Origin of the sequence: Bradyrhizobium sp. STM 3562 (genome assembly GCF_045571435.1) — a bacterium.
Lineage (GTDB): Bacteria > Pseudomonadota > Alphaproteobacteria > Rhizobiales > Xanthobacteraceae > Bradyrhizobium.
This window is the reverse complement of sequence record NZ_CP120694.1, coordinates 4,778,015-4,798,870: the sequence shown is the minus strand read 5'-3', so window position 1 is coordinate 4,798,870 and position 20,856 is coordinate 4,778,015. Positions and strand designations below refer to the sequence as shown.

General features: G+C 63.1%; 19 protein-coding genes. 17 read left to right on the top strand and 2 right to left on the bottom strand.

Annotated elements, in window-relative coordinates:
* Nucleotides 1–26: 26 nt before the first annotated feature.
* Nucleotides 27–1,442 carry a hypothetical protein gene (locus tag P6U23_RS22280; protein ID WP_407174738.1) on the bottom strand — a complete coding sequence of 472 codons (1,416 nt, stop codon included), beginning with the start codon at nt 1,440–1,442 and terminating at the stop codon, nt 27–29.
* A gap of 849 nt (nt 1,443–2,291) precedes the next feature.
* A complete protein-coding gene (locus P6U23_RS22275) occupies nt 2,292–2,486 on the bottom strand; it encodes a hypothetical protein (RefSeq protein ID WP_407174737.1) in 195 nt (64 codons plus the stop codon).
* A gap of 266 nt (nt 2,487–2,752) precedes the next feature.
* On the opposite strand from P6U23_RS22275, the gene P6U23_RS22270 reads away from it, so the two are divergent.
* From P6U23_RS22270 to P6U23_RS22190, 17 genes are all read left to right on the top strand, one after another.
* Nucleotides 2,753–5,071, top strand: coding sequence for a TonB-dependent siderophore receptor (locus tag P6U23_RS22270; protein ID WP_407174736.1), 2,319 nt, complete (start codon nt 2,753–2,755; stop codon nt 5,069–5,071).
* Between the two features lie 25 nt (nt 5,072–5,096).
* Nucleotides 5,097–6,227, top strand: a complete 1,131-nt coding sequence (locus tag P6U23_RS22265) for a PepSY-associated TM helix domain-containing protein (protein ID WP_407174735.1) — start codon at nt 5,097–5,099, stop codon at nt 6,225–6,227.
* On the top strand, nt 6,227–6,445 hold the full coding sequence (locus P6U23_RS22260) for a hypothetical protein (RefSeq protein ID WP_407174734.1): 219 nt from the start codon (nt 6,227–6,229) through the stop codon (nt 6,443–6,445). The genes P6U23_RS22265 and P6U23_RS22260 overlap by 1 nt, the downstream gene beginning before the upstream one ends.
* Nucleotides 6,446–6,817: 372 nt before the next feature.
* Nucleotides 6,818–7,183: an NADH-quinone oxidoreductase subunit A gene (locus P6U23_RS22255; RefSeq protein WP_407174733.1), complete on the top strand. Its 366-nt coding sequence runs from the start codon at nt 6,818–6,820 to the stop codon at nt 7,181–7,183.
* Complete coding sequence (locus P6U23_RS22250; RefSeq protein WP_407174732.1) at nt 7,174–7,770, top strand: NuoB/complex I 20 kDa subunit family protein; 597 nt, start codon at nt 7,174–7,176, stop codon at nt 7,768–7,770. The genes P6U23_RS22255 and P6U23_RS22250 overlap by 10 nt, the downstream gene beginning before the upstream one ends.
* A 13-nt stretch (nt 7,771–7,783) precedes the next feature.
* Nucleotides 7,784–8,395, top strand: a complete 612-nt coding sequence (locus tag P6U23_RS22245) for an NADH-quinone oxidoreductase subunit C (RefSeq protein ID WP_407174731.1) — start codon at nt 7,784–7,786, stop codon at nt 8,393–8,395.
* Nucleotides 8,396–8,446: 51 nt separating this feature from the next.
* The gene (locus P6U23_RS22240; RefSeq protein WP_407174730.1) at nt 8,447–9,643 is read left to right on the top strand and encodes an NADH-quinone oxidoreductase subunit D; all 1,197 of its coding nucleotides are present in this window, start codon (nt 8,447–8,449) and stop codon (nt 9,641–9,643) included.
* A complete protein-coding gene (locus tag P6U23_RS22235; protein WP_407174729.1) occupies nt 9,643–10,608 on the top strand; it encodes an FkbM family methyltransferase in 966 nt (321 codons plus the stop codon). The genes P6U23_RS22240 and P6U23_RS22235 overlap by 1 nt, the downstream gene beginning before the upstream one ends.
* Before the next feature lie 14 nt (nt 10,609–10,622).
* Nucleotides 10,623–11,234 (top strand): NADH-quinone oxidoreductase subunit NuoE, encoded by a 612-nt coding sequence (nuoE, locus tag P6U23_RS22230; RefSeq protein ID WP_407174728.1) that lies wholly within the window; start codon nt 10,623–10,625, stop codon nt 11,232–11,234.
* A 46-nt stretch (nt 11,235–11,280) separates the two neighbouring features.
* Nucleotides 11,281–12,606 carry an NADH-quinone oxidoreductase subunit NuoF gene (gene nuoF, locus P6U23_RS22225; protein WP_407174727.1) on the top strand — a complete coding sequence of 442 codons (1,326 nt, stop codon included), beginning with the start codon at nt 11,281–11,283 and terminating at the stop codon, nt 12,604–12,606.
* A gap of 6 nt (nt 12,607–12,612) precedes the next feature.
* Nucleotides 12,613–14,688 carry an NADH-quinone oxidoreductase subunit NuoG gene (gene nuoG, locus P6U23_RS22220; protein ID WP_407174726.1) on the top strand — a complete coding sequence of 692 codons (2,076 nt, stop codon included), beginning with the start codon at nt 12,613–12,615 and terminating at the stop codon, nt 14,686–14,688.
* 11 nt (nt 14,689–14,699) lie between these two features.
* Nucleotides 14,700–15,770 carry an NADH-quinone oxidoreductase subunit NuoH gene (nuoH, locus tag P6U23_RS22215; protein ID WP_407174725.1) on the top strand — a complete coding sequence of 357 codons (1,071 nt, stop codon included), beginning with the start codon at nt 14,700–14,702 and terminating at the stop codon, nt 15,768–15,770.
* A gap of 7 nt (nt 15,771–15,777) precedes the next feature.
* Nucleotides 15,778–16,266 (top strand): NADH-quinone oxidoreductase subunit NuoI, encoded by a 489-nt coding sequence (gene nuoI, locus P6U23_RS22210; RefSeq protein WP_024506885.1) that lies wholly within the window; start codon nt 15,778–15,780, stop codon nt 16,264–16,266.
* 18 nt (nt 16,267–16,284) lie between these two features.
* A complete protein-coding gene (locus P6U23_RS22205) occupies nt 16,285–16,923 on the top strand; it encodes an NADH-quinone oxidoreductase subunit J (protein ID WP_407174724.1) in 639 nt (212 codons plus the stop codon).
* Nucleotides 16,923–17,231, top strand: coding sequence for an NADH-quinone oxidoreductase subunit NuoK (gene nuoK / locus P6U23_RS22200; RefSeq protein WP_015685769.1), 309 nt, complete (start codon nt 16,923–16,925; stop codon nt 17,229–17,231). Before P6U23_RS22205 ends, nuoK begins: the two co-directional genes overlap by 1 nt.
* Before the next feature lie 7 nt (nt 17,232–17,238).
* Nucleotides 17,239–19,341 carry an NADH-quinone oxidoreductase subunit L gene (gene nuoL / locus P6U23_RS22195; protein ID WP_407174723.1) on the top strand — a complete coding sequence of 701 codons (2,103 nt, stop codon included), beginning with the start codon at nt 17,239–17,241 and terminating at the stop codon, nt 19,339–19,341.
* Complete coding sequence (locus P6U23_RS22190; RefSeq protein ID WP_407174722.1) at nt 19,342–20,853, top strand: NADH-quinone oxidoreductase subunit M; 1,512 nt, start codon at nt 19,342–19,344, stop codon at nt 20,851–20,853.
* Nucleotides 20,854–20,856 lie beyond the last annotated feature (3 nt).

Below are 20,856 nucleotides of genomic sequence, written 5' to 3'. Positions count from 1 at the left end.
GGTGCGGCTCGAACGGGCAGGGCGCCTCAATCGGCCCCCTTCCGCAGACGCGTGATCGTCTCGGCCAGTTCGGCCGCGAAAATGGACAGCATCAGGCCCACCATCGGCACTGCGGGAATCAGATAGCGTCCGATGTCGAGGGTATGGGCGCAGGCGGCGGTTGCGATCGAAGCGGCCCACATCACGATCACGATGCCTGCGCGCGTCAGGAACTGAGAGCGGTGCCGACGCCCCACAGCCGTTACCGTCCAGAATATGACTGCAACAACGAAGGCGGCGGACAGGGCTCTGAACAGATAGGCGGAGAGGCCTGGGACGTCGGACAGCAGCCCGATCCGAACGGGTTCGCCTTGCAACTGGGTCGGGTGAAGGTTGCGGCCGTGCCGCGTGATGATGTCCGACACGTGCGGCACGTCGTCGTTCGACACCGGTATGGCAGAGTCGAGCCCGTAAGGCGGCCATGCGACCGACGCCCCAAAGGCCATCTGACGCAGGACTTTGCCTGCGTAGGCCAGCGGCCGGTCGCGTACGGCGGCCAGGAAGATACGCCGATAGGCTGCGGCCGCGTCGACAGCGTTCCCGTCCGCGACGTCCCGTTCAAGTGCGGTGTCGAACAGGCACGCGTCGCCGAAAAACCCAAGCACGGGCCAGCGACCCGGCTCCGCGGCGAAGTCGGCTTCAAGCCGCGCCATGGTGGCATCGGCGCGGTCGCCGGCCACTGATGCGATCTCGCGGCGCGCTGCATCGCTTGCAAGCGCAATGTTCAGGTGATTGCAGAACAGTGTCTTGGGTACGAATACGGCCGACGCCTGGTCGGAAGCCGCAGCGCCGAACCGGGAGCCTGCCACAAGGAGCGCCACGGCGATCGCAACGGACATGGCCATCACGGCAAAACGCGCGATGGTGCCGGGCCGGGCCAGCCAAGCGCCCATCAGGATGGCGGCGATTGGGACCAGGAGCCCTTGCGATCGGAAACAGGCGGCGAGCGCCGCGCACAAGACAGAGGCCGCCACCGCCCAGCACCGCGCCGCATCGTCGATGCAGGTGGCAACAAGCAATGCAGCCGTTGCCAGATTGAGGAAGACCGCAAAGAGAAGATCCGCGGTGAGCACGTTCCTGAACAGCAGCAGGCCCGGATAGGTCGCGACCAGGATGACTGGCACGAGCCCAACGGCGCCGCGCGTCGCCATCCGGGTGGTCGCTGCCATTGTTAGAATCAGCACGGCCCACGCGGCCTCTTGCACGCGCACCACTGTCCCGAGATCGCCTCCGAACGCGAAGATCGTGGCAAGGAATGCCGGGTACCCCGGATCGCGCCCGCCGGCCACAGTCAGCCGTCCAGCATCGAGCGTGAGAAGCGCAGACTCGACGAAGGACGGCGTGTCGCCCCAGATGACCGGAACCGCCGGCCTGAACGACACGACCATCGCCACCAGCAGCACGGTCCAAACCAGCACGGACCATCGCGAGGGGGACCCGATGCCGCCCCAAGAGGCGGCTCCGCCGCCGGTCATACGCGCTGGAGCTTTGCTGTCGGACCGCACGCTCGCCGTCCACGTCCACCCGGGATGAGCTTCCTCCAGCTTCACGCGACGTAAGGCGCGGTGCAAGCCGATCGGAGGACCACCGCCAATTCGAGGGGCCAGAAAAGAAAAAGGGCCGCCTGCGATGGCAGGAGGCCCAAGTCTAGGGAGGAAAACGCCCAAGAAGGGCAGCGACAGCGTGATCACGCCATCGCACGGGTCTATATGGGACTGCGCTGCACAAATTCAAGAGTTTTGGGCGGCCATCGCCGGGGCAGCGCGCGCGGAACAGGTTCCCGGGAGGGAACTCCGGCCTAACAAGCGTGGGGGAGGACCCTGGTTACCTTTTTTCACTGGCTCGTCGGCGGCTGAATGCTCCCAACGCCTCACAGGATGGTCCTGTTTTATGAGTGCGGCTTCAAACCCATCTCAGTGAAGCCGCTCGCATTCAATGCGGAGGTTTCGACCTTGGATGCGGTGTCTTCGAGCCGCTCGCGGTGCTCAAGCCCCGCGATGGCTGCGCGCGTTCCCCACCAATGCCCGTTAATCGCATCTCAGGGCAATCGGCCTCCAGCGTGCGGTACTGATGGGTAATCAATCCGCTCCTGGGGCGCTCTTCATAAGGATCGAGCCACATCCACTCTCTTGGGAACATCTTTCCGGTCGCCGCTCGCTGAGTCGCGTCTGATGATCCTATCTCGCAACCCTGACGTGAACCTTACGGGAATGCGACCGTTCCCAACCCCAATCTCCCGGATGAACCGCCGCTCAGCGGACCATCATGGCATTCGAGTTCGTCATCACGATCGGCTTGCCGGCTTTGATGACATGGGCTGTCTGGGTGTAGTCCACATGGCTGCGGGTCGCGATGCCCAAGGCTGCCACCGCAAGACTCGCCACCAGCGCCATCACCACGACCTTCAGGTGGGTCGCGCGGTCGGCCGAATGGAGCGAGTGGTTCATTTTAAGCCTCCCAGGCGTCTCGAGGCGCCGTTGTGTCGCTTGGAGGCTTAGCCTCAATATGTTTCAGACTGGTTTCGCGCCTTTGCCAAAATGATTTCGTTCGCAGAAAGGATGGATTCATCACCTCCTTGCGCGCGGACCCAGCCTCGCTTCGATTCGGTGCGCTGGTCGCGGCGTGAAGGGGAGTTTTCTCGAAGCATTCTAAGACCGGTTCTAAGAGGTATTCCATTAGGTAAAGCGCCAACCATCGCATAAGCGTCGCCGCAATGGCCGCATCGTCGATTCTGACGGTAGGCCGAAGCATTCAGGGTTGGGGTGGCGCGTTGAATTCGTTGGGTTTTTTGCGGATCGCCGCATTGGCGACCGCGTCCGCATTGGTTTTGTTGCCGCAGGTTTCCTTCGCGCAGCAGGCAGGCACGTCAAGCACGCAATCCGGCGCGGAAAATCTTCCGCCGGTGACGGTCCGTCCGAGTGAGCCGCGGCGCCGGGCCTCGCAAACTGAGCGACGCTCAGCACGCGCGACGCAGGCGAGCAAGCCGCAGCCGCAGCCGCAGCGCAATGTCGGATTTGTCGAGAGTCCGCGTGGGCCGATTCAAGGCTACGTCGCCAACCGAAGCTCGTCCGGTACCAAGACCAACACACCGATCATGGAGACCCCGCAGGCCGTCTCTGTTATCGGCAGCGAACAGATCCGGGACCAAAAGCCGGGCAAGTTCGACGAGATCCTGCGTTACGCGCCAGGCGTCCTCGCCGGAACGTTCGGCGCCGACAACCGCAACGACTGGTTCCTGATCCGCGGCTTCACGTCCAATGACGTCGGCATGTTCCTCGATGGGCTGCAGCTCTTCTACGCCTCCTATGCGAGCTGGAAACTGCAGCCCTTCAATCTCGAGCGCGTTGAGATTCTGCGCGGGCCGTCCGCGGTGCTGTATGGCGGCTCGAGCCCCAGCGGCATCGTCAATGCGATCAGCAAGATGCCCCCGGCCGAGCCGATCCGCTATCTCGAGACCGGCGTCAATAATTTCGGCAATGGATATCTGTCCTTTGATTTCGGCGGGCCAGTCGCAACGCCGGGAGACAATGGCAAGCTCTATTACCGGTTGGTCGGGCAGGTTCAGGGGGGCGGGACGCAGGTCGATTTCACCCCGGACAACAACTTCTTCATCGCGCCGTCGGTGACCTACAAACCCGACGCCGACACGACATTCACCGTGCTCGCGTCAGCGTCGAAGAACGAGACCCGCAGCCAGAACTTCCTGCCCTATATCGGCACTGTTGTTGCCGCACCGTTCGGCCGTATTCCGACCAGCCTGTTCACCAGCGAGCCCAGCGCGGATACCTTCAGGCGCGAACAGGAGATGATCGGCTATCAGTTCGAGCGTAATCTCTCCGACGATGTCACGTTCCGACAGAACGCCCGGTTCGCGCATGTCGACGTGACCCTCTCGACGCTATACGGTCTCGGATACGCAACGACGCCGGCCGCCGCTAATCTCGCGCGCGGCAACTTCCTGACGCACGGGATCGGCAACCAAGGCGATCTCGACAGTCAAGTCGAATACCGCTTCAACACGGGTATTCTGAGCCACACCACGCTGTTCGGCCTCGACCTCAAGTATTACGGCCTCGACGACTGGCAGGGCTTTGGCGCCGCCACGTCCATTAATCTGCTCAACCCGGTCTACACCCCCACTGCCCAATTTAGCGGAGCGCCGTACGCGGACAGAACGCTGATGCAGAAGCAACTCGGCACTTACGTGCAGGACCAGATCAAGCTGGACCGGTTCACACTGGTGCTGAGCGGCCGAAACGACTGGGTGACGACGACCAACGACAATCACATCGGGCTCGGCCAGAGTCGCGACGACAGTCAGTTCAGCGGTCGCGCCGGCCTGATCTACAATTTCGATTTCGGATTGGCTCCCTACGTCTCCTATGCGACCAGTTACAACCCGGTCGTCACCGTCACCGCGGGCGGGCAATTGGCGCAGCCGGAGACCGGGCAGCAGGCCGAGGTCGGATTGAAGTATCAGCCCAACGGCTTCAACGGACATTTCGGCGTGGCGTTGTTTGATCTGAAGCGCCAGAACGTTCTGACAACCGATCCGAACAACGCGTTGCTGCAGGTCCAGAATGGCGAATGGACGTCGCGGGGGCTGGAGTTGGAGGCGGTCGCCAATGTCCTGCCCGGGCTGAAGCTGGTCGGCTCCTTCACGACCTATGATCTGTTCATCAGCAAGGACCTGAACCCGGCCTTGATCGGCAAGGCGCCCGCGGCCACGCCGCAGCAGATGGCTTCGGCCTGGGCGGACTACACGTTCCAGGAGGGGCCATTGACCGGCTTCGGCTTCGGGGGAGGCGTGCGTTACATCGGCTCTTCCTTCGCCGACCCCGCGAATACGCTCGAGGTTCCATCCGTGGTGATGGGCGATGCCGCAATTCATTACGAATGGCAGAACTGGCGTGCCGCCTTGAACGTCAGCAACATTTCCGACGAGATCTACGTCGCGAACTGCTCCACTCCCACGGCCTGCTTCTACGGCGACCGCCGCCGCGTGACGGCCAGCCTTGCCTACAAGTGGTGATGTCGGGGCCCAGGGGAGGCGAGCGGTGAAGGCGCGAACCGTCAGGCTCTGGTCGCTGGTCCACACCTGGTCCAGCCTGATCCCGACGCTGTTTCTGCTGCTGCTCTTCGTGACCGGCCTGCCATTGATCTTTCACGATGAGATCGACGAGCTCCTCGGTTACGCACCGCGACCGGAGTCGAGCGCCGGCTTGCCGCCCGCGCCAGTGCAGCGGATCGCGGATGCCGCGCTCGCCGCCGACCCGGGGAGGGTGCTGCAATACATCTCCTGGGACAAGGACGAGCCTGGCCTCGTCACCGCGTTTACGAACAGCGCTCCGAACGGCAAGCCCGACGATGCGACCGTCCGGGCGTTCGATGCGGTGCGGGCCAAGCCGCTCGGCCTGGTCGGCACAGGCCCGATGCTCATCATCTTGAAACTGCATACCGATATGTTCGCCGGCCAGGCCGGCAAACTGTTTCTGGGCGGCATGGGATTGCTCTTGATCGTCGCCATCATATCGGGCGTTGTGTTGTACGCGCCGTTCACCCGCCGCTTGCGCTTTGCGACGATCCGCGGACACAGCTCGCGCCGGGTGAGATGGCTCGACTGGCACAATCTGCTCGGCGTGGTGACGATCATGTGGGCGTTGGTGGTCGGCGCCACCGGCGTCATCAACACCTGGGCGGAACTGATGTTGAACCAGTGGAAGACGACAGAGCTCGCTCAGATGGTGGCGGCCTATGGCGGCAAATCGGCTCCCTCGCATCTAGCTTCGCTGGACGATGTGGTTGGCCGGGCCAGGCAGGCTGCGCCGGGAATGGACATCGCCTTCATCGCTTTTCCAGGAACACCATTCTCGAGTTCGCACCATTTCGTGGCGTTCATGCGCGGCAACACGCCCCTGACGTCGCGCCTGCTCAAGCCGGTGCTGCTCGACGGTGAAACGGCCGTGGTGGCCGATAGCCGTGAGCTGCCGTTCTATCTGCAGGCACTTCTGCTGTCGCAGCCGCTGCATTTCGGCGACTATGGCGGGATGCCGCTAAAGCTGATCTGGGCCGCGCTGGACATCATGACGATCATCGTGATCGGCAGCGGCGCCTATCTCTGGTTCGCGCGGCGGCCGAGAAGGAACTCTGTCGCATCCGCCGTGCCCGTCCTGTGCCGGCCTCAATAATGTCCGCTCGCCTCGTTCCGCTGGCGCGCGGTCTCCGCGTTTTCGGGGCGCCGCTGATGATTGCGGCGTCGACGCTGGCCGGCCTCTTGGCCGGGTTGCTCTTGGGCGACACCGGCCGCTGTCTGTGCTGGCTCCTGGTCGGCTGTCCCGTGCTGGTGAGCGTCTGGGCCTGGGCGCGGGAGCGCCTGCGACTGCGGCAATCCGGCCGCCGACGCTAGCGGATCCGGGAGCGGGGCGACCAGCAAAGATCCATGCCGGCCACCCGGCCATGATCGTGTGGCTTTGGCGAAGATCGAATTTTTTCTGGGGATGCCGGCGGCCCCTCGGCGCCGGCTGATGGCGTTCTTCTTCTTTCCTTGAGCTTGGACTTCCGATCTCAATGGAGATCGTTCAACGGACAGGGACGCGCAAACGGCCGGCTGGGCGCATGCATCACTATACAGGGCCGGCGTTTTTCGCCGCCGGGGGCGGCTTGGAGGCGTCAAAATTGCTTGTCTTGCGCCACTTACTGCGCTGCGCTAAAGCCTCGGAATAATTCCAAATCGACGAATCTGCGGCTCTCCCGAAACCGCAGCAGAAGGTAAGCGCCGATGACCGGCATCCTGCAGAATTATCTGCCACTTGTTGTCTTTATTGGGGTAGCGGCCGTGATCGGGCTGGTGCTCCTGATCGCTCCGTTCGTGGTTGCCTTCCAGCAACCCGACCCGGAGAAGCTCTCGGCTTACGAATGCGGATTCAACGCTTTCGATGACGCCCGCATGAAGTTCGACGTCCGGTTCTACCTGGTCGCGATCCTCTTCATCATCTTCGATCTCGAGGTCGCGTTCCTGTTCCCCTGGGCGGTGGCGTTCGCGAAGCTGGGGGCGACCGGTTTCTGGTCGATGATCGTGTTCCTGGCCGTACTGACGGTCGGCTTTGCATATGAATGGAAGAAAGGCGCGCTCGAATGGGATTGAGCCCAACCGCGGCACCCTCTGCCAAAGGCCCCTTGGTCGCCCCGCCCGCGACCGGGATCATTGATCCCGCGACCGGCAAGCCGGTCGGCGCCAATGACGCCTATTTCCTCGAAATCAATCACGAGCTGGCGGACAAGGGCTTCTTTGTCGCCGCAGCCGATGACCTTATCACCTGGGCGCGCACCGGCTCGCTGATGTGGATGACCTTCGGTCTCGCCTGCTGCGCGGTCGAGATGATGCAGGTCTCCATGCCGCGTTACGACGTCGAGCGATTCGGCTTTGCGCCGCGCGCTTCGCCGCGCCAGTCGGACGTGATGATCGTCGCGGGCACGCTGACCAACAAGATGGCCCCGGCGCTGCGCAAGGTCTACGACCAGATGCCGGAGCCGCGTTACGTCATTTCGATGGGGTCCTGCGCGAACGGCGGCGGCTACTATCATTATTCCTATTCTGTGGTTCGCGGCTGCGACCGCATCGTTCCGATCGACATCTACGTGCCCGGCTGTCCGCCGACGGCAGAAGCGCTGCTTTACGGCGTGCTGCTGTTGCAGAAGAAGATCCGGCGCACCGGCACGATCGAACGCTAAAAGGTTTTAAGCGATGGACGACGGCAGGCTCGAGGCCCTGGGGCAAACGATCGTTAGCGCGCTTCCGGGAGCGGCGCTCGGACATGTGGTGGCATTCAACCAGCTTACAGTGATGGTTGAGGCCAGCAAGATCGTGCAGGTCGTGCGATTTCTGCGCGACGATCCCAACTGCCGCTTTGTCAATATCACCGACATCACGGCCGTGGATCGTCCCGGACGCGAGAAGCGCTTCGACGTGGTGTATCACTTCCTGTCACCGACGCTGAACACCCGCATCCGGCTGAAGGCCGAGGCCGACGAAACCACGCAGGTGCCCTCGATCATCGAGGTGTTTCCCGGCGCCGACTGGTTCGAGCGGGAGGCTTACGACCTCTACGGCGTGATCTTCGTTGGCCATCCGGACATGCGGCGCATCCTGACCGACTACGGTTTCGAGGGCCATCCGCTGCGCAAGGATTTCCCGCTCACCGGATTCGTCGAGGTGCGTTACGACGACCAGGAGAAGCGGGTGCTGTACGAGCCGGTCCGCCTCAACCAGGAATTCCGCAAGTTCGATTTTCTCTCGCCCTGGGAAGGGGCGGATTATCCGCTGCCGGGGGATGAGAAGGCGGGGAAGAAATCGTGACGCTGTTTGCTACTCGCCATTCGCTATTCGCCCGCACATGGAGGGCGCACCATGAATGAACAAAGCCCAGGCCTTCGCAATTTCACCATCAACTTCGGCCCGCAGCATCCGGCGGCGCACGGCGTTCTGCGCCTGGTGCTGGAGCTCGATGGTGAGGTGGTGGAGCGCGTCGATCCGCATATCGGCTTGCTCCATCGCGGCACCGAGAAGCTGATCGAAGCCAAGACCTATCTGCAGGCGATTCCTTATTTCGATCGGCTCGATTACGTCGCGCCGATGAACCAGGAGCACGCCTTCTGCTTGGCTGCGGAAAAGCTGCTCGGCATCGAGGTGCCTAGGCGCGGCCAGCTCATCCGCGTCCTCTACTGCGAGATCGGCCGCATCCTGTCGCATCTGCTCAACGTCACCACGCAGGCGATGGACGTCGGCGCGCTCACCCCACCGCTGTGGGGGTTCGAGGAGCGCGAAAAACTGATGGTCTTTTACGAGCGTGCGTCCGGCGCGCGCATGCATGCCGCCTATTTCCGCATCGGCGGCGTGCATCAGGACCTGCCGCCGAAGCTAATTGACGATATCGATGCCTGGTGCGATCCCTTCTTGAAGGTGGTCGACGACCTCGACCGGCTGCTCACGGCCAACCGCATCTTCAAGCAGCGCAACGTCGACATCGGCAAGGTGACGCTGAAGCAGGCCTGGGAGTGGGGCTTTTCCGGCGTGATGGTGCGCGGCTCCGGCGCGGCCTGGGACCTGCGCAAGGCGCAGCCTTATGAATGCTATGCCGAAATGGATTTCGATATTCCGGTCGGCAAGAACGGCGACTGCTACGATCGCTACCTGATCCGCATGGAAGAGATGCGGCAGTCCGTGCGTATCATGAAGCAGTGCATCGCCAAGCTGCGCAGCCCCGACGGGCAGGGGCCGGTCGTGGTACAGGACAACAAGATCTTCCCGCCGCGCCGTGGCGAGATGAAGCGCTCGATGGAAGCCTTGATCCATCACTTCAAGCTCTACACCGAAGGCTTCCACGTGCCGGAAGGCGAGGTCTACGCCGCGGTGGAGGCGCCGAAGGGCGAATTCGGCGTCTATCTCGTCGCCGATGGCACCAACAAGCCCTACAAGTGCAAGATCCGCGCGCCGGGATTTGCGCATCTGCAGGCGATGGACTTCATCTCCAGGGGTCATCTGCTGGCCGACGTCTCCGCCATTCTCGGCTCCCTCGACATCGTGTTCGGAGAGGTCGATCGTTGATGGCGCAGGCGCCGATCCAGTTTGACCGTGCCTCCGGGGCGCTCGAAGGAGCGAACCTCTGGGAGCGCACGGCTGCGCTGGCGTTGGCCACGGGGTCGAAGATTTCCTCGCACTTCTCGCATCGCGGCTACATCGGCTGCGCCAATCTGCTGCGCAAGACGCTCCCCGAGCGCAACATCGCGATCAAGCTCAACGAGGACGCTGTCTTCGAGTTTCCCTATGGCGACGGCTATTGGAGCAAGCTGCTCAACCGTTCCTATCATTATGAGGACGAACTCGAGCTCTTGTTCCGCCACTCCGCCGACGTCGACTATACGCTGATCGATTGCGGCGCCAATTACGGTTACTGGTCGGTCCTGGTGTCGAGCGCGCCGTTCGGCTCGCACCGGGTCATCGCGATCGAGCCGTCGTCGCAGAATTTCCAAAAGCTTGCCAACAACGCGCGCGTCAACGGCGATCGCTTTGAGCTGATGAAGTGCGCGGTCGGCGCTAAGCGCGGGTCCGCGCAGCTTTCCGGCACCAAGCACGAGGCCTTCAGTATCGCAGGCGAGGCCGACAGCGACGGCGGCGAGGAAGTGCCCGTGATCGCGCTCGACGATCTGATCGACGACGGCAAGGTCTCCGCCGAGGGCAAATATCTGATCAAGCTCGACGTCGAAGGCGTCGAGGTCGAGGCCATCAAGGGGGGCTCGCGGCTGCTCGAGGGCGATAGCGTGGTCCTCTGCGAAGAGCACGGCAATGATCCTGATCATACGGTGTCGCGCTACATCCTGGAGCAAACGCCGTTGAGGCTGATGGTCTACGATCCCCGCTCCAGCCGCCTGGAGACCGTGACCGAGCTGTCGATCCTCGACCGTATCAAGGTTTCCACCCACGTCGGCTACAACGTCTTCGGCACCGCAAGCGTGTTCTGGCAAAACCGGATCGATGCGCTAAACGCGGATGCCGCGCGTCGCATGCAATGAGAGTCTAGAACACGATGTCCGTTCGCCGCCTTGCGCCTAAAGAACTGCAGCCGGAAAGCTTCGCTTTCACGGAGGAGAATCTCGCCTGGGCCAAGCGCGAGATCACGAAATATCCGCCGGGGCGGCAGGCTTCCGCGGCGATCGCGATCCTGTGGCGGGCGCAGGAGCAGAACGAGGGCTGGGTCTCGGAGGCGGCAATCCGGGTCGTCGCCGACATGCTGGACATGCCCTATATCCGCATGCTCGAAATCGCGACCTTCTACACGATGTTTCAGCTTCAGCCGGTCGGCAAGAAGGCCCATGTCCAGGTCTGCGGCACGACGCCGTGTCGCTTGCGCGGCGCCGGCGACATCATCGAAGTGTGCCAGAGCCGTATCCATCACGAGCCGTTCCACCTCTCCAAGGATGGCAACTTTAGCTGGGAAGAGGTCGAGTGCCTGGGCGCCTGCGTGAACGCGCCCATGGTCATGATCTGGAAGGATACTTACGAAGACCTCACCAAAGACAGTTTTGGCAAAGTCCTTGACGGCTTTGCGTCAGGCAATCCGCCGAAGCCGGGGCCGCAGAACGGCCGCCAGTTCTCGGCGCCCATCACCGGGCCGACCACGCTGAAGGAAACGACATGAGGCGTGCGCCGAAAGCCCCATTCTCGGATCGGAAAGCTGTTTAGTCATGCTCGACGACAAGGACCGCATCTTCAAGAACCTCTACGGCCTGCAGGATTGGGGCCTGGAGGGCGCGCGCCGCCGCGGTGGCTGGGACGGCACCAAGGCAATCCTCGACAAGGGGCGCGACTGGATCATCAATGAGATGAAGGCCTCGGGCCTGCGCGGGCGCGGCGGGGCGGGCTTCCCGACCGGCCTCAAATGGTCGTTCATGCCGAAGGAGAACAAGGACGGCCGGCCGAGCTATCTGGTCGTCAATGCCGACGAATCGGAGCCCGGCACCTGCAAGGACCGGGAGATCATGCGGCACGATCCGCATCTTCTGATCGAAGGCTGTCTGATCGCGAGCTTCGCGATGGGGGCGCACGCCTGCTACATCTACGTACGCGGCGAGTTCATCCGGGAGCGGGAGCATCTGCAGGCCGCGATCGATCAGGCCTATGAGGCCAAGCTGATCGGCAAGGACAATATCCATGGCTGGCCGTTCGACCTCTACGTCGCGCATGGCGCCGGCGCCTATATCTGCGGCGAAGAAACCGCGCTGCTGGAGAGCCTAGAAGGCAAGAAGGGCCAGCCGAGGCTGAAGCCGCCGTTCCCTGCCAATGTCGGCCTCTACGGCTGTCCGACCACGGTCAACAACGTCGAGTCGATCGCGGTCGCGCCGGATATTCTCCGCCGCGGCGCCGCCTGGTTTGCCGGCATCGGCCGGCCGAACAACACGGGCACAAAGCTGTTCTGCATCTCCGGCCATGTCGAGCGTCCCTGCAACGTCGAAGAGGCGATGGGGATTCCCTTCCGCGAGTTGATCGAGAAGCATTGTGGCGGCATCCGCGGCGGCTGGGACAATCTGAAGGCCGTCATCCCCGGCGGCTCCTCGGTGCGTATGGTGCCGGCCGAGCAGATCATCGACACGGCGATGGATTTCGACAGCCTGAGCAAGCTGCGTTCCGGCCTCGGAACCGCCGCCGTCATCGTCATGGACAAGTCGACCGACCTGATCCGGGCGATCGCGCGCATTTCCTACTTCTACAAGCACGAGAGCTGCGGCCAGTGCACCCCCTGCCGTGAGGGAACCGGGTGGATGTGGCGGGTGTTGACCCGCATGGCCGAGGGCCGCGCGCATAAGCGCGAGATCGATATGCTGCTTGAGGTCACCAAGCAGGTCGAGGGCCATACCATCTGCGCGTTGGGCGATGCCGCGGCATGGCCGATCCAGGGGCTGATCGCGCATTTCCGTCACGAGATCGAAGCCCGGATCGACGAATATTCGCGCAAGGCGGATATCGACGATATCGGCATCCGCGACCCCGTCCACATGGCCGCGGCGGAGTAACAGGCAATGACGAAGCTCATCATCGACGGCAAAGAGATCGATGTCCCCGCGGAATACACGCTGCTGCAGGCGTGCGAGGCCGCCGGCGCTGAAATTCCGCGCTTCTGCTACCACGAGCGCCTCTCCATCGCCGGCAATTGCCGGATGTGCCTGGTCGAGGTCAAAGGCGGGCCCAAGCCGGTGGCAAGCTGCGCCTGGGGCGTGCGCGATTGCCGGCCCGGCCCGAAGGGCGAGCCGCCGGAGATCTCGACGCGTTCGCCGATGGTGAAGAAGGCGCGCGAAGGCGTGATGGAGTTCCTGCTGATCAACCATCCGCTGGACTGCCCGATCTGCGACCAGGGCGGCGAATGCGACCTGCAGGACCAGGCGATGGGCTACGGCGTCGACACCAGCCGTTTCGCCGAGAACAAGCGCGCGGTCGAGGACAAATATCTGGGCGCGCTGGTCAAGACCTCGATGAACCGCTGCATCCAGTGCACGCGCTGCGTCCGCTTCTCCGCCGAGGTCTGCGGCACGCCCGAGATGGGCGCGACCGGCCGCGGCGAGGACATGGAGATCACCACCTATCTCGAACATGCGCTGAGCTCGGAGCTGCAGGGCAACCTCGTCGATATCTGCCCGGTGGGCGCGCTGACCTCCAAGCCTTACGCCTTCGCCGCGCGGCCCTGGGAATTGGGCAAGACGCAATCGGTCGACGTCATGGACGGCGTGGGATCCGCGATCCGCGTCGATACCCGCGGCCGCGAGGTGATGCGGATCCTGCCGCGCACCAATGACGCCGTGAACGAGGAATGGATCTCGGACAAGACGCGCCACATCGTCGACGGTCTGCGCACGCAGCGACTCGACCGGCCCTATATCCGCGAGAACGGCAAGTTGCGCGCAGCCGCGTGGCCGGAAGCCTTCGCCGCGATCGCGGCCAAGACCGGGCGCATCGACGGCAGGCGCGTCGGCGCCATCGCCGGCGACCTTGCAGGCGTCGAGGAGATGTTCGCGCTGAAGGATCTGCTGGCCAAATGGGGCTCGAGCAATCTTGCGGTGCAGGGCGGTGATGCCTTCGATCCGAAGCTCGGCCGCGCCTCCTACATTTTCAACCCGACCATCGCCGGCATCGAGCAGGCGGATGTGCTTCTTATCGTCGGCGCCAATCCGCGCAAGGAGGCGGCCGTCCTCAACGCCCGCATCCGCAAGCGCTGGCGGACTGGCCAGCTCAAGATCGGCGTGATCGGTCCGAAGGCCGACCTGACCTACGACTATGATTATCTCGGCGCAGGCACCGACAGCCTGAGCGAACTCGCGAGCGGCAAGGGCTCGTTTGCGGATGTTCTGAAGAAAGCCAAGAACCCGATCGTGCTGGTCGGCTCGGGCGCGGCTGGCCGTCATGACGGCGCCGCCGTGCTGTCGCTGGCGGCAAAAATCGCAGCCGACTTCGGAGCACTCAAGGACGACTGGAACGGCTTTGCCGTCCTGCACGACACCGCTTCGCGGGTCGGCGCGCTCGATATCGGCTTTGTGCCCGGATCGGGCGGCCTGAATGCCGCGCAGATGGCGACCTTCGGCACGTTGGACGTGCTGTTCCTGCTCGGCGCCGACGAGATCAACGCGCCCGATGGTACCTTCGTGGTCTATATCGGCACCCACGGCGATCGTGGCGCGCACCGCGCCGACGTGATCCTGCCGGGCGCCGCCTACACCGAAAAATCCGCGATCTACGTCAACACCGAGGGCCGCGTGCAGATGGCCGGCCGCGCCGCGTTCCCGCCGGGAGACGCGCGCGAGGACTGGGCCATCATCCGTGCGCTGTCGGAAGTCCTGGGCAAGAAGCTGCCCTATGACTCGGTCGCCGATTTGCGCAGGGCCATCTTCAAGGCGGTGCCGTATCTGATGCGCCTCGACCAGATCGCGGCGGGCAATGCCGCCGAGGTCAAGGCTCTTGCAGGCAAGGGCGGCAGCCTGGAGAAGGCGCCGTTCAAATCATCGGTCGAGGATTTCTACCTGACGAATGCGATCGCGCGCGCCTCGGCGGTGATGGCGGAATGTTCGCGCTTGGCCGCGGAGCGCGTGCTGCAGGCAGCGGAATAGGCGTTAAGATCATGGCTGATTTCTTCGCAAGCTCATTCTGGACCGGCTTCCTCTGGCCGCTGATCGTGATGGTCGCGGAAAGCGTGTTGCTGCTCGTCGTGCTCTTGATCGCCATCGCCTACATCCTGCTCGCCGACCGCAAGATCTGGGCCGCGGTGCAGATCCGGCGCGGTCCCAACGTGGTCGGGCCTTTCGGCCTGCTGCAGTCCTTCGCCGACCTGCTGAAGTTCGTGCTGAAGGAGCCGATCATTCCGGCTGGCGCCAACAAGGGCGTGTTCCTGCTGGCGCCGCTGGTGTCCTGCGTGCTCGCCCTCGCTGCCTGGGCGGTGATCCCGACTAATCTCGGCTGGGTGATCTCCGACATCAATGTCGGCATTCTCTACATCTTCGCGATCTCGTCGTTGTCGATCTACGGCATCATCATGGCCGGCTGGTCGTCGAACTCGAAATATCCGTTCCTGGCCGCGCTGCGCTCGGCGGCGCAAATGGTGTCCTACGAAGTCTCTATCGGCTTTGTGATCATCACGGTGCTGCTCTGCGCCGGCTCGCTCAACCTGTCGGCCGTGGTGGAGGCGCAGAACACCCGCGGGCTTGCCAGCCTGATCGGGCTGCCGCAGCTCACCATCCTGAACTGGTATGTGTGGCCGCTGCTGCCGATGTTCGTGGTGTTCTACGTCTCGGCGCTGGCGGAGACCAATCGTCCGCCGTTCGATCTGGTCGAAGCCGAATCGGAGCTGGTCGCGGGCTTCATGGTCGAATACGGCTCGACGCCGTATCTTCTGTTCATGCTCGGCGAGTACGTTGCCATCACCACGATGTGCGCGATGGCGACCATCCTGTTCCTGGGCGGCTGGTTGCCGCCGGTCGCGCTACCGCCGTTCACCTGGATCCCCGGGGTGATCTGGTTCGCGTTGAAACTGTTCTTCATGTTCTTCCTGTTTGCGATGGCCAAGGCGATCGTGCCGCGCTACCGCTACGATCAATTGATGCGGCTCGGCTGGAAGGTGTTCCTGCCGCTGTCGCTGGTGATGGTGGTGATCGTGGCCGGCGTGCTGCATTTCGCCGACATCGCGCCGAAATGAGGTTGCTATGAGCGTCAAAGCTGCCGCGCGGTCGCTGCTGCTGTCTGAATTCGTATCGGCGTTCTTTCTCGCCATGCGCTACTTCTTTCAGCCGAAGCCGACCATCAATTACCCCTTTGAGAAGAACCCGATTTCACCGCGCTTCCGGGGTGAGCATGCGCTGCGCCGTTATCCCAACGGCGAAGAGCGCTGCATCGCCTGCAAGCTGTGCGAGGCGATCTGCCCGGCGCAGGCGATCACTATCGAGGCGGGCCCGCGCCGCAATGACGGCACGCGCCGTACGGTGCGCTACGACATCGACATGGTGAAGTGCATCTATTGCGGCCTGTGCCAGGAGGCCTGCCCTGTCGACGCCATCGTCGAGGGGCCGAACTTCGAATTCGCGACCGAGACGCGCGAAGAGCTCTACTACGACAAGGCCAAGCTGCTCGCCAACGGCGACCGCTGGGAACGCGAGATCGCGAAGGCGATCGCGCTCGACGCGCCGTACCGGTAAGGGGACAAGGGGCAGAGAATGATCCTTCCCGCGCTGTTCTTTTACCTGTTCGCCGCGATCTGCGTCGCGTCCGCCGTGATGGTGATTGCCTCCCGCAATCCCGTTCACTCCGTGCTGTTCCTCATCCTCGCCTTCGTCAACGCCGCCGGCCTGTTCGTGCTGATGGGCGCGGAGTTCCTGGCGATGATCCTGATCGTGGTCTATGTCGGCGCGGTCGCGGTGCTGTTCCTGTTCGTGATCATGATGCTGGATGTCGACTTCGACCAGCTTCGCGAAGGCTTCATCGAATATCTGCCGGTCGGGCTCGTGGTCGGCGGCATCTTCCTGTTCGAGCTGCTCTTGACCGTCGGCTTCTGGGTGATCAATCCCACCGTCAGCAAGTCGATCACCGCGGCGATCCCGGCCAATGTCAGCAACACCGAGGCGCTCGGGCTCGTGCTCTACACGAAGTACATTCATTACTTCCAGCTTGCCGGCATGGTGCTGCTGGTCGCGATGATCGGCGCGATCGTGCTGACCTTGCGCCATAAGGCGCATGTCAAGCGGCAGGATATCAGCGTGCAGAACGCTCGCACGCCCGAGCTCGCCATGACGATCCGCAAGGTCGCGTCGGGGCAGGGGCTGCAGGACGCGGACGCCGCGGAGTGGGTGCAATAATGACGATTGGGCTCGGACACTATCTGGCGGTCGGCGCGATCCTGTTCACGCTCGGCATTCTCGGCATCTTCCTGAACCGGAAGAACATCATCGTCATCCTGATGTCGATCGAACTGATCCTGCTTGCGGTCAACATCAACCTGGTGGCGTTCTCGACCTTCCTCGGCGATATCGTCGGCCAGGTGTTTGCACTTTTGGTTCTGACCGTCGCGGCCGCGGAAGCTGCGATCGGACTCGCCATCCTGGTCGTGTATTTCCGCAACCGCGGTTCGATCGCGGTCGAAGACGTCAATCTGATGAAGGGCTGACCCGGCTATGATCCAGGCAATCGTTTTCCTGCCGCTGCTGGGCGCCATCCTTGCGGGCATCATCGCCGTTGTCGGGGCGCATGGGCGCAACCCGAGCGGCGACACGGTGGAACATCACGACGACGCGCATGGTCACGGTGCGAACTCGCACAGCACGACGGCGATCGATGAGGAAGCGTCCGTTATTCACGAGTCCCATGACGAGCCGGGACATGACGATCACGGACACGGCCCGAGCGAGTCGGCCGCAGCAGGTTCGCGCGCGGCGGAGTTGATCACGACGGGCCTGTTGTTCGTCTCTGCCGCGCTGTCCTGGTTCACTTTCGTCGATGTCGGCTTCCTGCATCACGACGCACGGATCGCGCTGTTCCCGTGGATCGTCTCTGGCGATCTGCAGGTCTCGTGGGCGCTGCGGGTGGATACGCTGACTGCGGTGATGCTGGTCGTGGTCACCACGGTATCCTCGCTCGTGCACCTCTATTCCATCGGCTACATGGACGAGGATCCGCATCGGCCGCGCTTCTTCGGCTATCTGTCGCTGTTCACCTTCGCCATGCTGATGCTGGTGACCGCCGACAACCTGGTCCAGCTCTTCTTCGGCTGGGAAGGCGTGGGCCTGGCAAGCTATCTGCTGATCGGCTTCTGGTATCAACGGCCGTCCGCGAACGCCGCCGCGATCAAGGCGTTCGTCGTCAACCGCGTCGGCGATTTCGGCTTCGCGCTTGGCATTTTCGCGGTGTTCGCGCTGATCGGCTCGACCGATTTCGAGACCATCTTTGCGGGCGCGCCGGGGCTTGCCGGCAAAACCATCGATTTCTTCGGCTGGCATCCGGATGCGCTGACCTTGGCCTGCCTGCTGCTGTTCATGGGCGCGATGGGCAAATCGGCGCAGTTCCTGCTGCACACCTGGTTGCCTGACGCCATGGAGGGCCCGACCCCGGTCTCGGCGCTGATCCATGCCGCCACCATGGTGACGGCCGGCGTCTTCATGGTGGCGCGCCTGTCGCCCCTGTTCGAGCTCGCGCCGACCGCGCAGGCTTTTGTGATGTTCATAGGTGCGACCACGGCATTCTTTGCCGCGACCATCGGCCTCGTGCAGAACGATATCAAGCGCATCGTCGCCTACTCGACGTGCTCGCAACTCGGCTACATGTTCGTGGCCATGGGAGCGGGGGCTTACTCGGTGGGCATGTTCCACCTGTTCACCCATGCCTTCTTCAAGGCGCTTCTGTTCCTAGGCTCCGGCTCGGTGATCTACGCGATGCACCACGAGCAGGACATCCGCAACATGGGTGGGTTGTGGCGCAAGATTCCCTATACGTTCGCGGTGATGTGCATCGGCACGCTGGCGCTGACGGGGTTCCCGATGTTCGCCGGTTATTTCTCCAAGGACGCGATCATCGAATCCGCCTATGCCTCGCACAATCCGCTCGCGACCTACGCCTATGTCCTCACGGTGGTCGCGGCGGGCCTCACATCGTTCTATTCCTGGCGCCTGATCTTCAAGACCTTCTTTGGCGAGCCGCATGACCGGGGACACTACGAGGCGGCGCATGAGAGCCCGCTCTGGATGCTGGTCCCGATCGGCGTGCTGGCCGCCGGCTCGATCCTGTCCGGCTTCCCGTTCAGGGAGCTGTTCGCCGGCCAGGGGGTCGAGGAGTTCTTCCGCGAGTCCGTGAAGATGAACCCGCATATCCTTGAAGACATGGAGCAGATGCCGCACTGGCTCGGCTACCTGCCGTTCGTGATGATGGTGATCGGCTTCGTGGTCTCCTACATTTTCTATATCCGCCGGCCCTATCTGCCGGTCGAACTCGCCGAGCAGCAGCCGCTGCTCTACAACTTCCTGCTCAACAAGTGGTACTTCGACGAGCTGTACGACGCTGTCCTGGTGCGGCCGGCGAAGTGGCTCGGGCGCTTCCTCTGGAAGAAGGGCGATGGTTGGCTCATCGACGGCTTGGGCCCGGACGGCGTCTCCGCGCGCGTGCTCGACGTCACCCGCAACGTCGTCAAGATCCAGACCGGCTATCTCTATCACTACGCCTTTGCGATGCTGATCGGCGCCGCCGGCCTCATCACCTGGTTCATGTTCGGCTTTGGAGGCCAGTAAATGACAACCTGGCCCATTCTCTTCATCACGACCTTCCTGCCCATCCTGGGCGTGGCATTGATCTATGTGATGGCGCGGGGCAGCGATGAGGTCGCCAACCGCACCACGCGCTGGATCGCGCTGTGGACCACGCTCGTCACCTTCGCGCTGTCGCTGATCTTGGTCTGGCGCTTCGATCCGACCCAGACGGACTTCCAGTTCGTCGAGAAGGGCACCTGGCTTGCCACCGGCATCAACTACCACATGGGCGTCGACGGCATTTCGCTGCCGTTCGTGATCCTGACCACCGCGTTGATGCCGTTCTGCATCATCGCGAGCTGGAAATCGATCACGACCCGCGTGCGCGAGTACATGATCGCGTTCCTGGTCTTGGAAACGCTGATGGTCGGCACCTTCTGCGCGCTCGACCTCGTGCTGTTCTATCTGTTCTTCGAGGGCGGCCTGATCCCGATGTTCCTGATCATCGGTGTCTGGGGCGGTCCGCGCCGGGTCTACGCGTCATTCAAGTTCTTCCTCTACACGCTGCTCGGCTCGGTCCTGATGCTGCTCGCCATCATGGCACTGTATTGGAACGGCGGGACCACCGATATCCCGACCCTGATGCACACGGCGGTGCCGCGGTCGTTGCAGACCTGGGCCTGGCTCGCTTTCTTCGCCTCCTTTGCCGTGAAGATGCCGATGTGGCCGGTGCACACCTGGCTGCCCGATGCTCACGTCGAGGCGCCGACCGCCGGCTCGGTGATCCTGGCCGCGATCCTCCTGAAGATGGGCGGCTACGGCTTCCTGCGCTTCTCGCTGCCGATGTTCCCGCTGGCCTCGCACGACTTCGCGCCGCTGATCTTCACGCTGTCGGTGATTGCGATCATCTACACCTCGCTGGTGGCGATGATGCAGGAGGACATGAAGAAGCTGATCGCCTATTCCTCGGTGGCGCATATGGGCTTCGTCACCATGGGCATTTTCGCGGGCACCATGCAGGGCGTGGCCGGCGGCGTGTTCCAGATGATCTCCCACGGCATCGTCTCCGGCGCGCTGTTCCTTTGCGTCGGCATCGTCTACGACCGCATGCACACCCGCGAGATCGCCGCCTATGGCGGGCTTGTGAACCGGATGCCGCTGTACGCGCTGGCGTTCATGGTCTTCACCATGGCCAATGTCGGGTTGCCCGGCACCTCCGGCTTCATCGGCGAGTTCATGACGCTGCTCGGCACCTTCAAGGTGTCGCTGCCGACGACCTTCTTCGCGACCACGGGCGTGATCCTGTCGGCGTGCTACGCGCTGTGGCTGTACCGGAAGATCATTTTCGGCGCGCTGGTCAAGCCGACGCTGATGACGATCAAGGACATGACGTTCCGCGAATGCCTGACGCTGTTCCCGCTGATCGCGCTCACCATCTGGTTCGGCGTCTATCCGAAGCCGGTGCTCGACATGTCGGCGGCATCCGTGCAGCAACTCGTCAACAATTACACCACCGCGGTCACGGCCGTTAAGGCCGCCGCGCTGCTGCAATAACGC

What these genes read in the sequence shown, in the direction of transcription:
- P6U23_RS22190 (WP_407174722.1), top strand. Translation starts at nt 19,342, where the DNA reads ATGACAACCTGGCCCATTCTCTTCATCACGACCTTCCTGCCCATCCTG.
- nuoK (WP_015685769.1), top strand. Translation starts at nt 16,923, where the DNA reads ATGACGATTGGGCTCGGACACTATCTGGCGGTCGGCGCGATCCTGTTC.
- P6U23_RS22245 (WP_407174731.1), top strand. Translation starts at nt 7,784, where the DNA reads ATGGACGACGGCAGGCTCGAGGCCCTGGGGCAAACGATCGTTAGCGCG.
- nuoE (WP_407174728.1), top strand. Translation starts at nt 10,623, where the DNA reads ATGTCCGTTCGCCGCCTTGCGCCTAAAGAACTGCAGCCGGAAAGCTTC.
- P6U23_RS22250 (WP_407174732.1), top strand. Translation starts at nt 7,174, where the DNA reads ATGGGATTGAGCCCAACCGCGGCACCCTCTGCCAAAGGCCCCTTGGTC.
- P6U23_RS22270 (WP_407174736.1), top strand. Translation starts at nt 2,753, where the DNA reads ATGGCCGCATCGTCGATTCTGACGGTAGGCCGAAGCATTCAGGGTTGG.
- nuoL (WP_407174723.1), top strand. Translation starts at nt 17,239, where the DNA reads ATGATCCAGGCAATCGTTTTCCTGCCGCTGCTGGGCGCCATCCTTGCG.
- nuoF (WP_407174727.1), top strand. Translation starts at nt 11,281, where the DNA reads ATGCTCGACGACAAGGACCGCATCTTCAAGAACCTCTACGGCCTGCAG.
- P6U23_RS22205 (WP_407174724.1), top strand. Translation starts at nt 16,285, where the DNA reads ATGATCCTTCCCGCGCTGTTCTTTTACCTGTTCGCCGCGATCTGCGTC.
- nuoH (WP_407174725.1), top strand. Translation starts at nt 14,700, where the DNA reads ATGGCTGATTTCTTCGCAAGCTCATTCTGGACCGGCTTCCTCTGGCCG.
- P6U23_RS22275 (WP_407174737.1), bottom strand. Translation starts at nt 2,486, where the DNA reads ATGAACCACTCGCTCCATTCGGCCGACCGCGCGACCCACCTGAAGGTC.
- P6U23_RS22260 (WP_407174734.1), top strand. Translation starts at nt 6,227, where the DNA reads ATGTCCGCTCGCCTCGTTCCGCTGGCGCGCGGTCTCCGCGTTTTCGGG.
- nuoI (WP_024506885.1), top strand. Translation starts at nt 15,778, where the DNA reads ATGAGCGTCAAAGCTGCCGCGCGGTCGCTGCTGCTGTCTGAATTCGTA.
- P6U23_RS22235 (WP_407174729.1), top strand. Translation starts at nt 9,643, where the DNA reads ATGGCGCAGGCGCCGATCCAGTTTGACCGTGCCTCCGGGGCGCTCGAA.
- P6U23_RS22240 (WP_407174730.1), top strand. Translation starts at nt 8,447, where the DNA reads ATGAATGAACAAAGCCCAGGCCTTCGCAATTTCACCATCAACTTCGGC.
- nuoG (WP_407174726.1), top strand. Translation starts at nt 12,613, where the DNA reads ATGACGAAGCTCATCATCGACGGCAAAGAGATCGATGTCCCCGCGGAA.
- P6U23_RS22255 (WP_407174733.1), top strand. Translation starts at nt 6,818, where the DNA reads ATGACCGGCATCCTGCAGAATTATCTGCCACTTGTTGTCTTTATTGGG.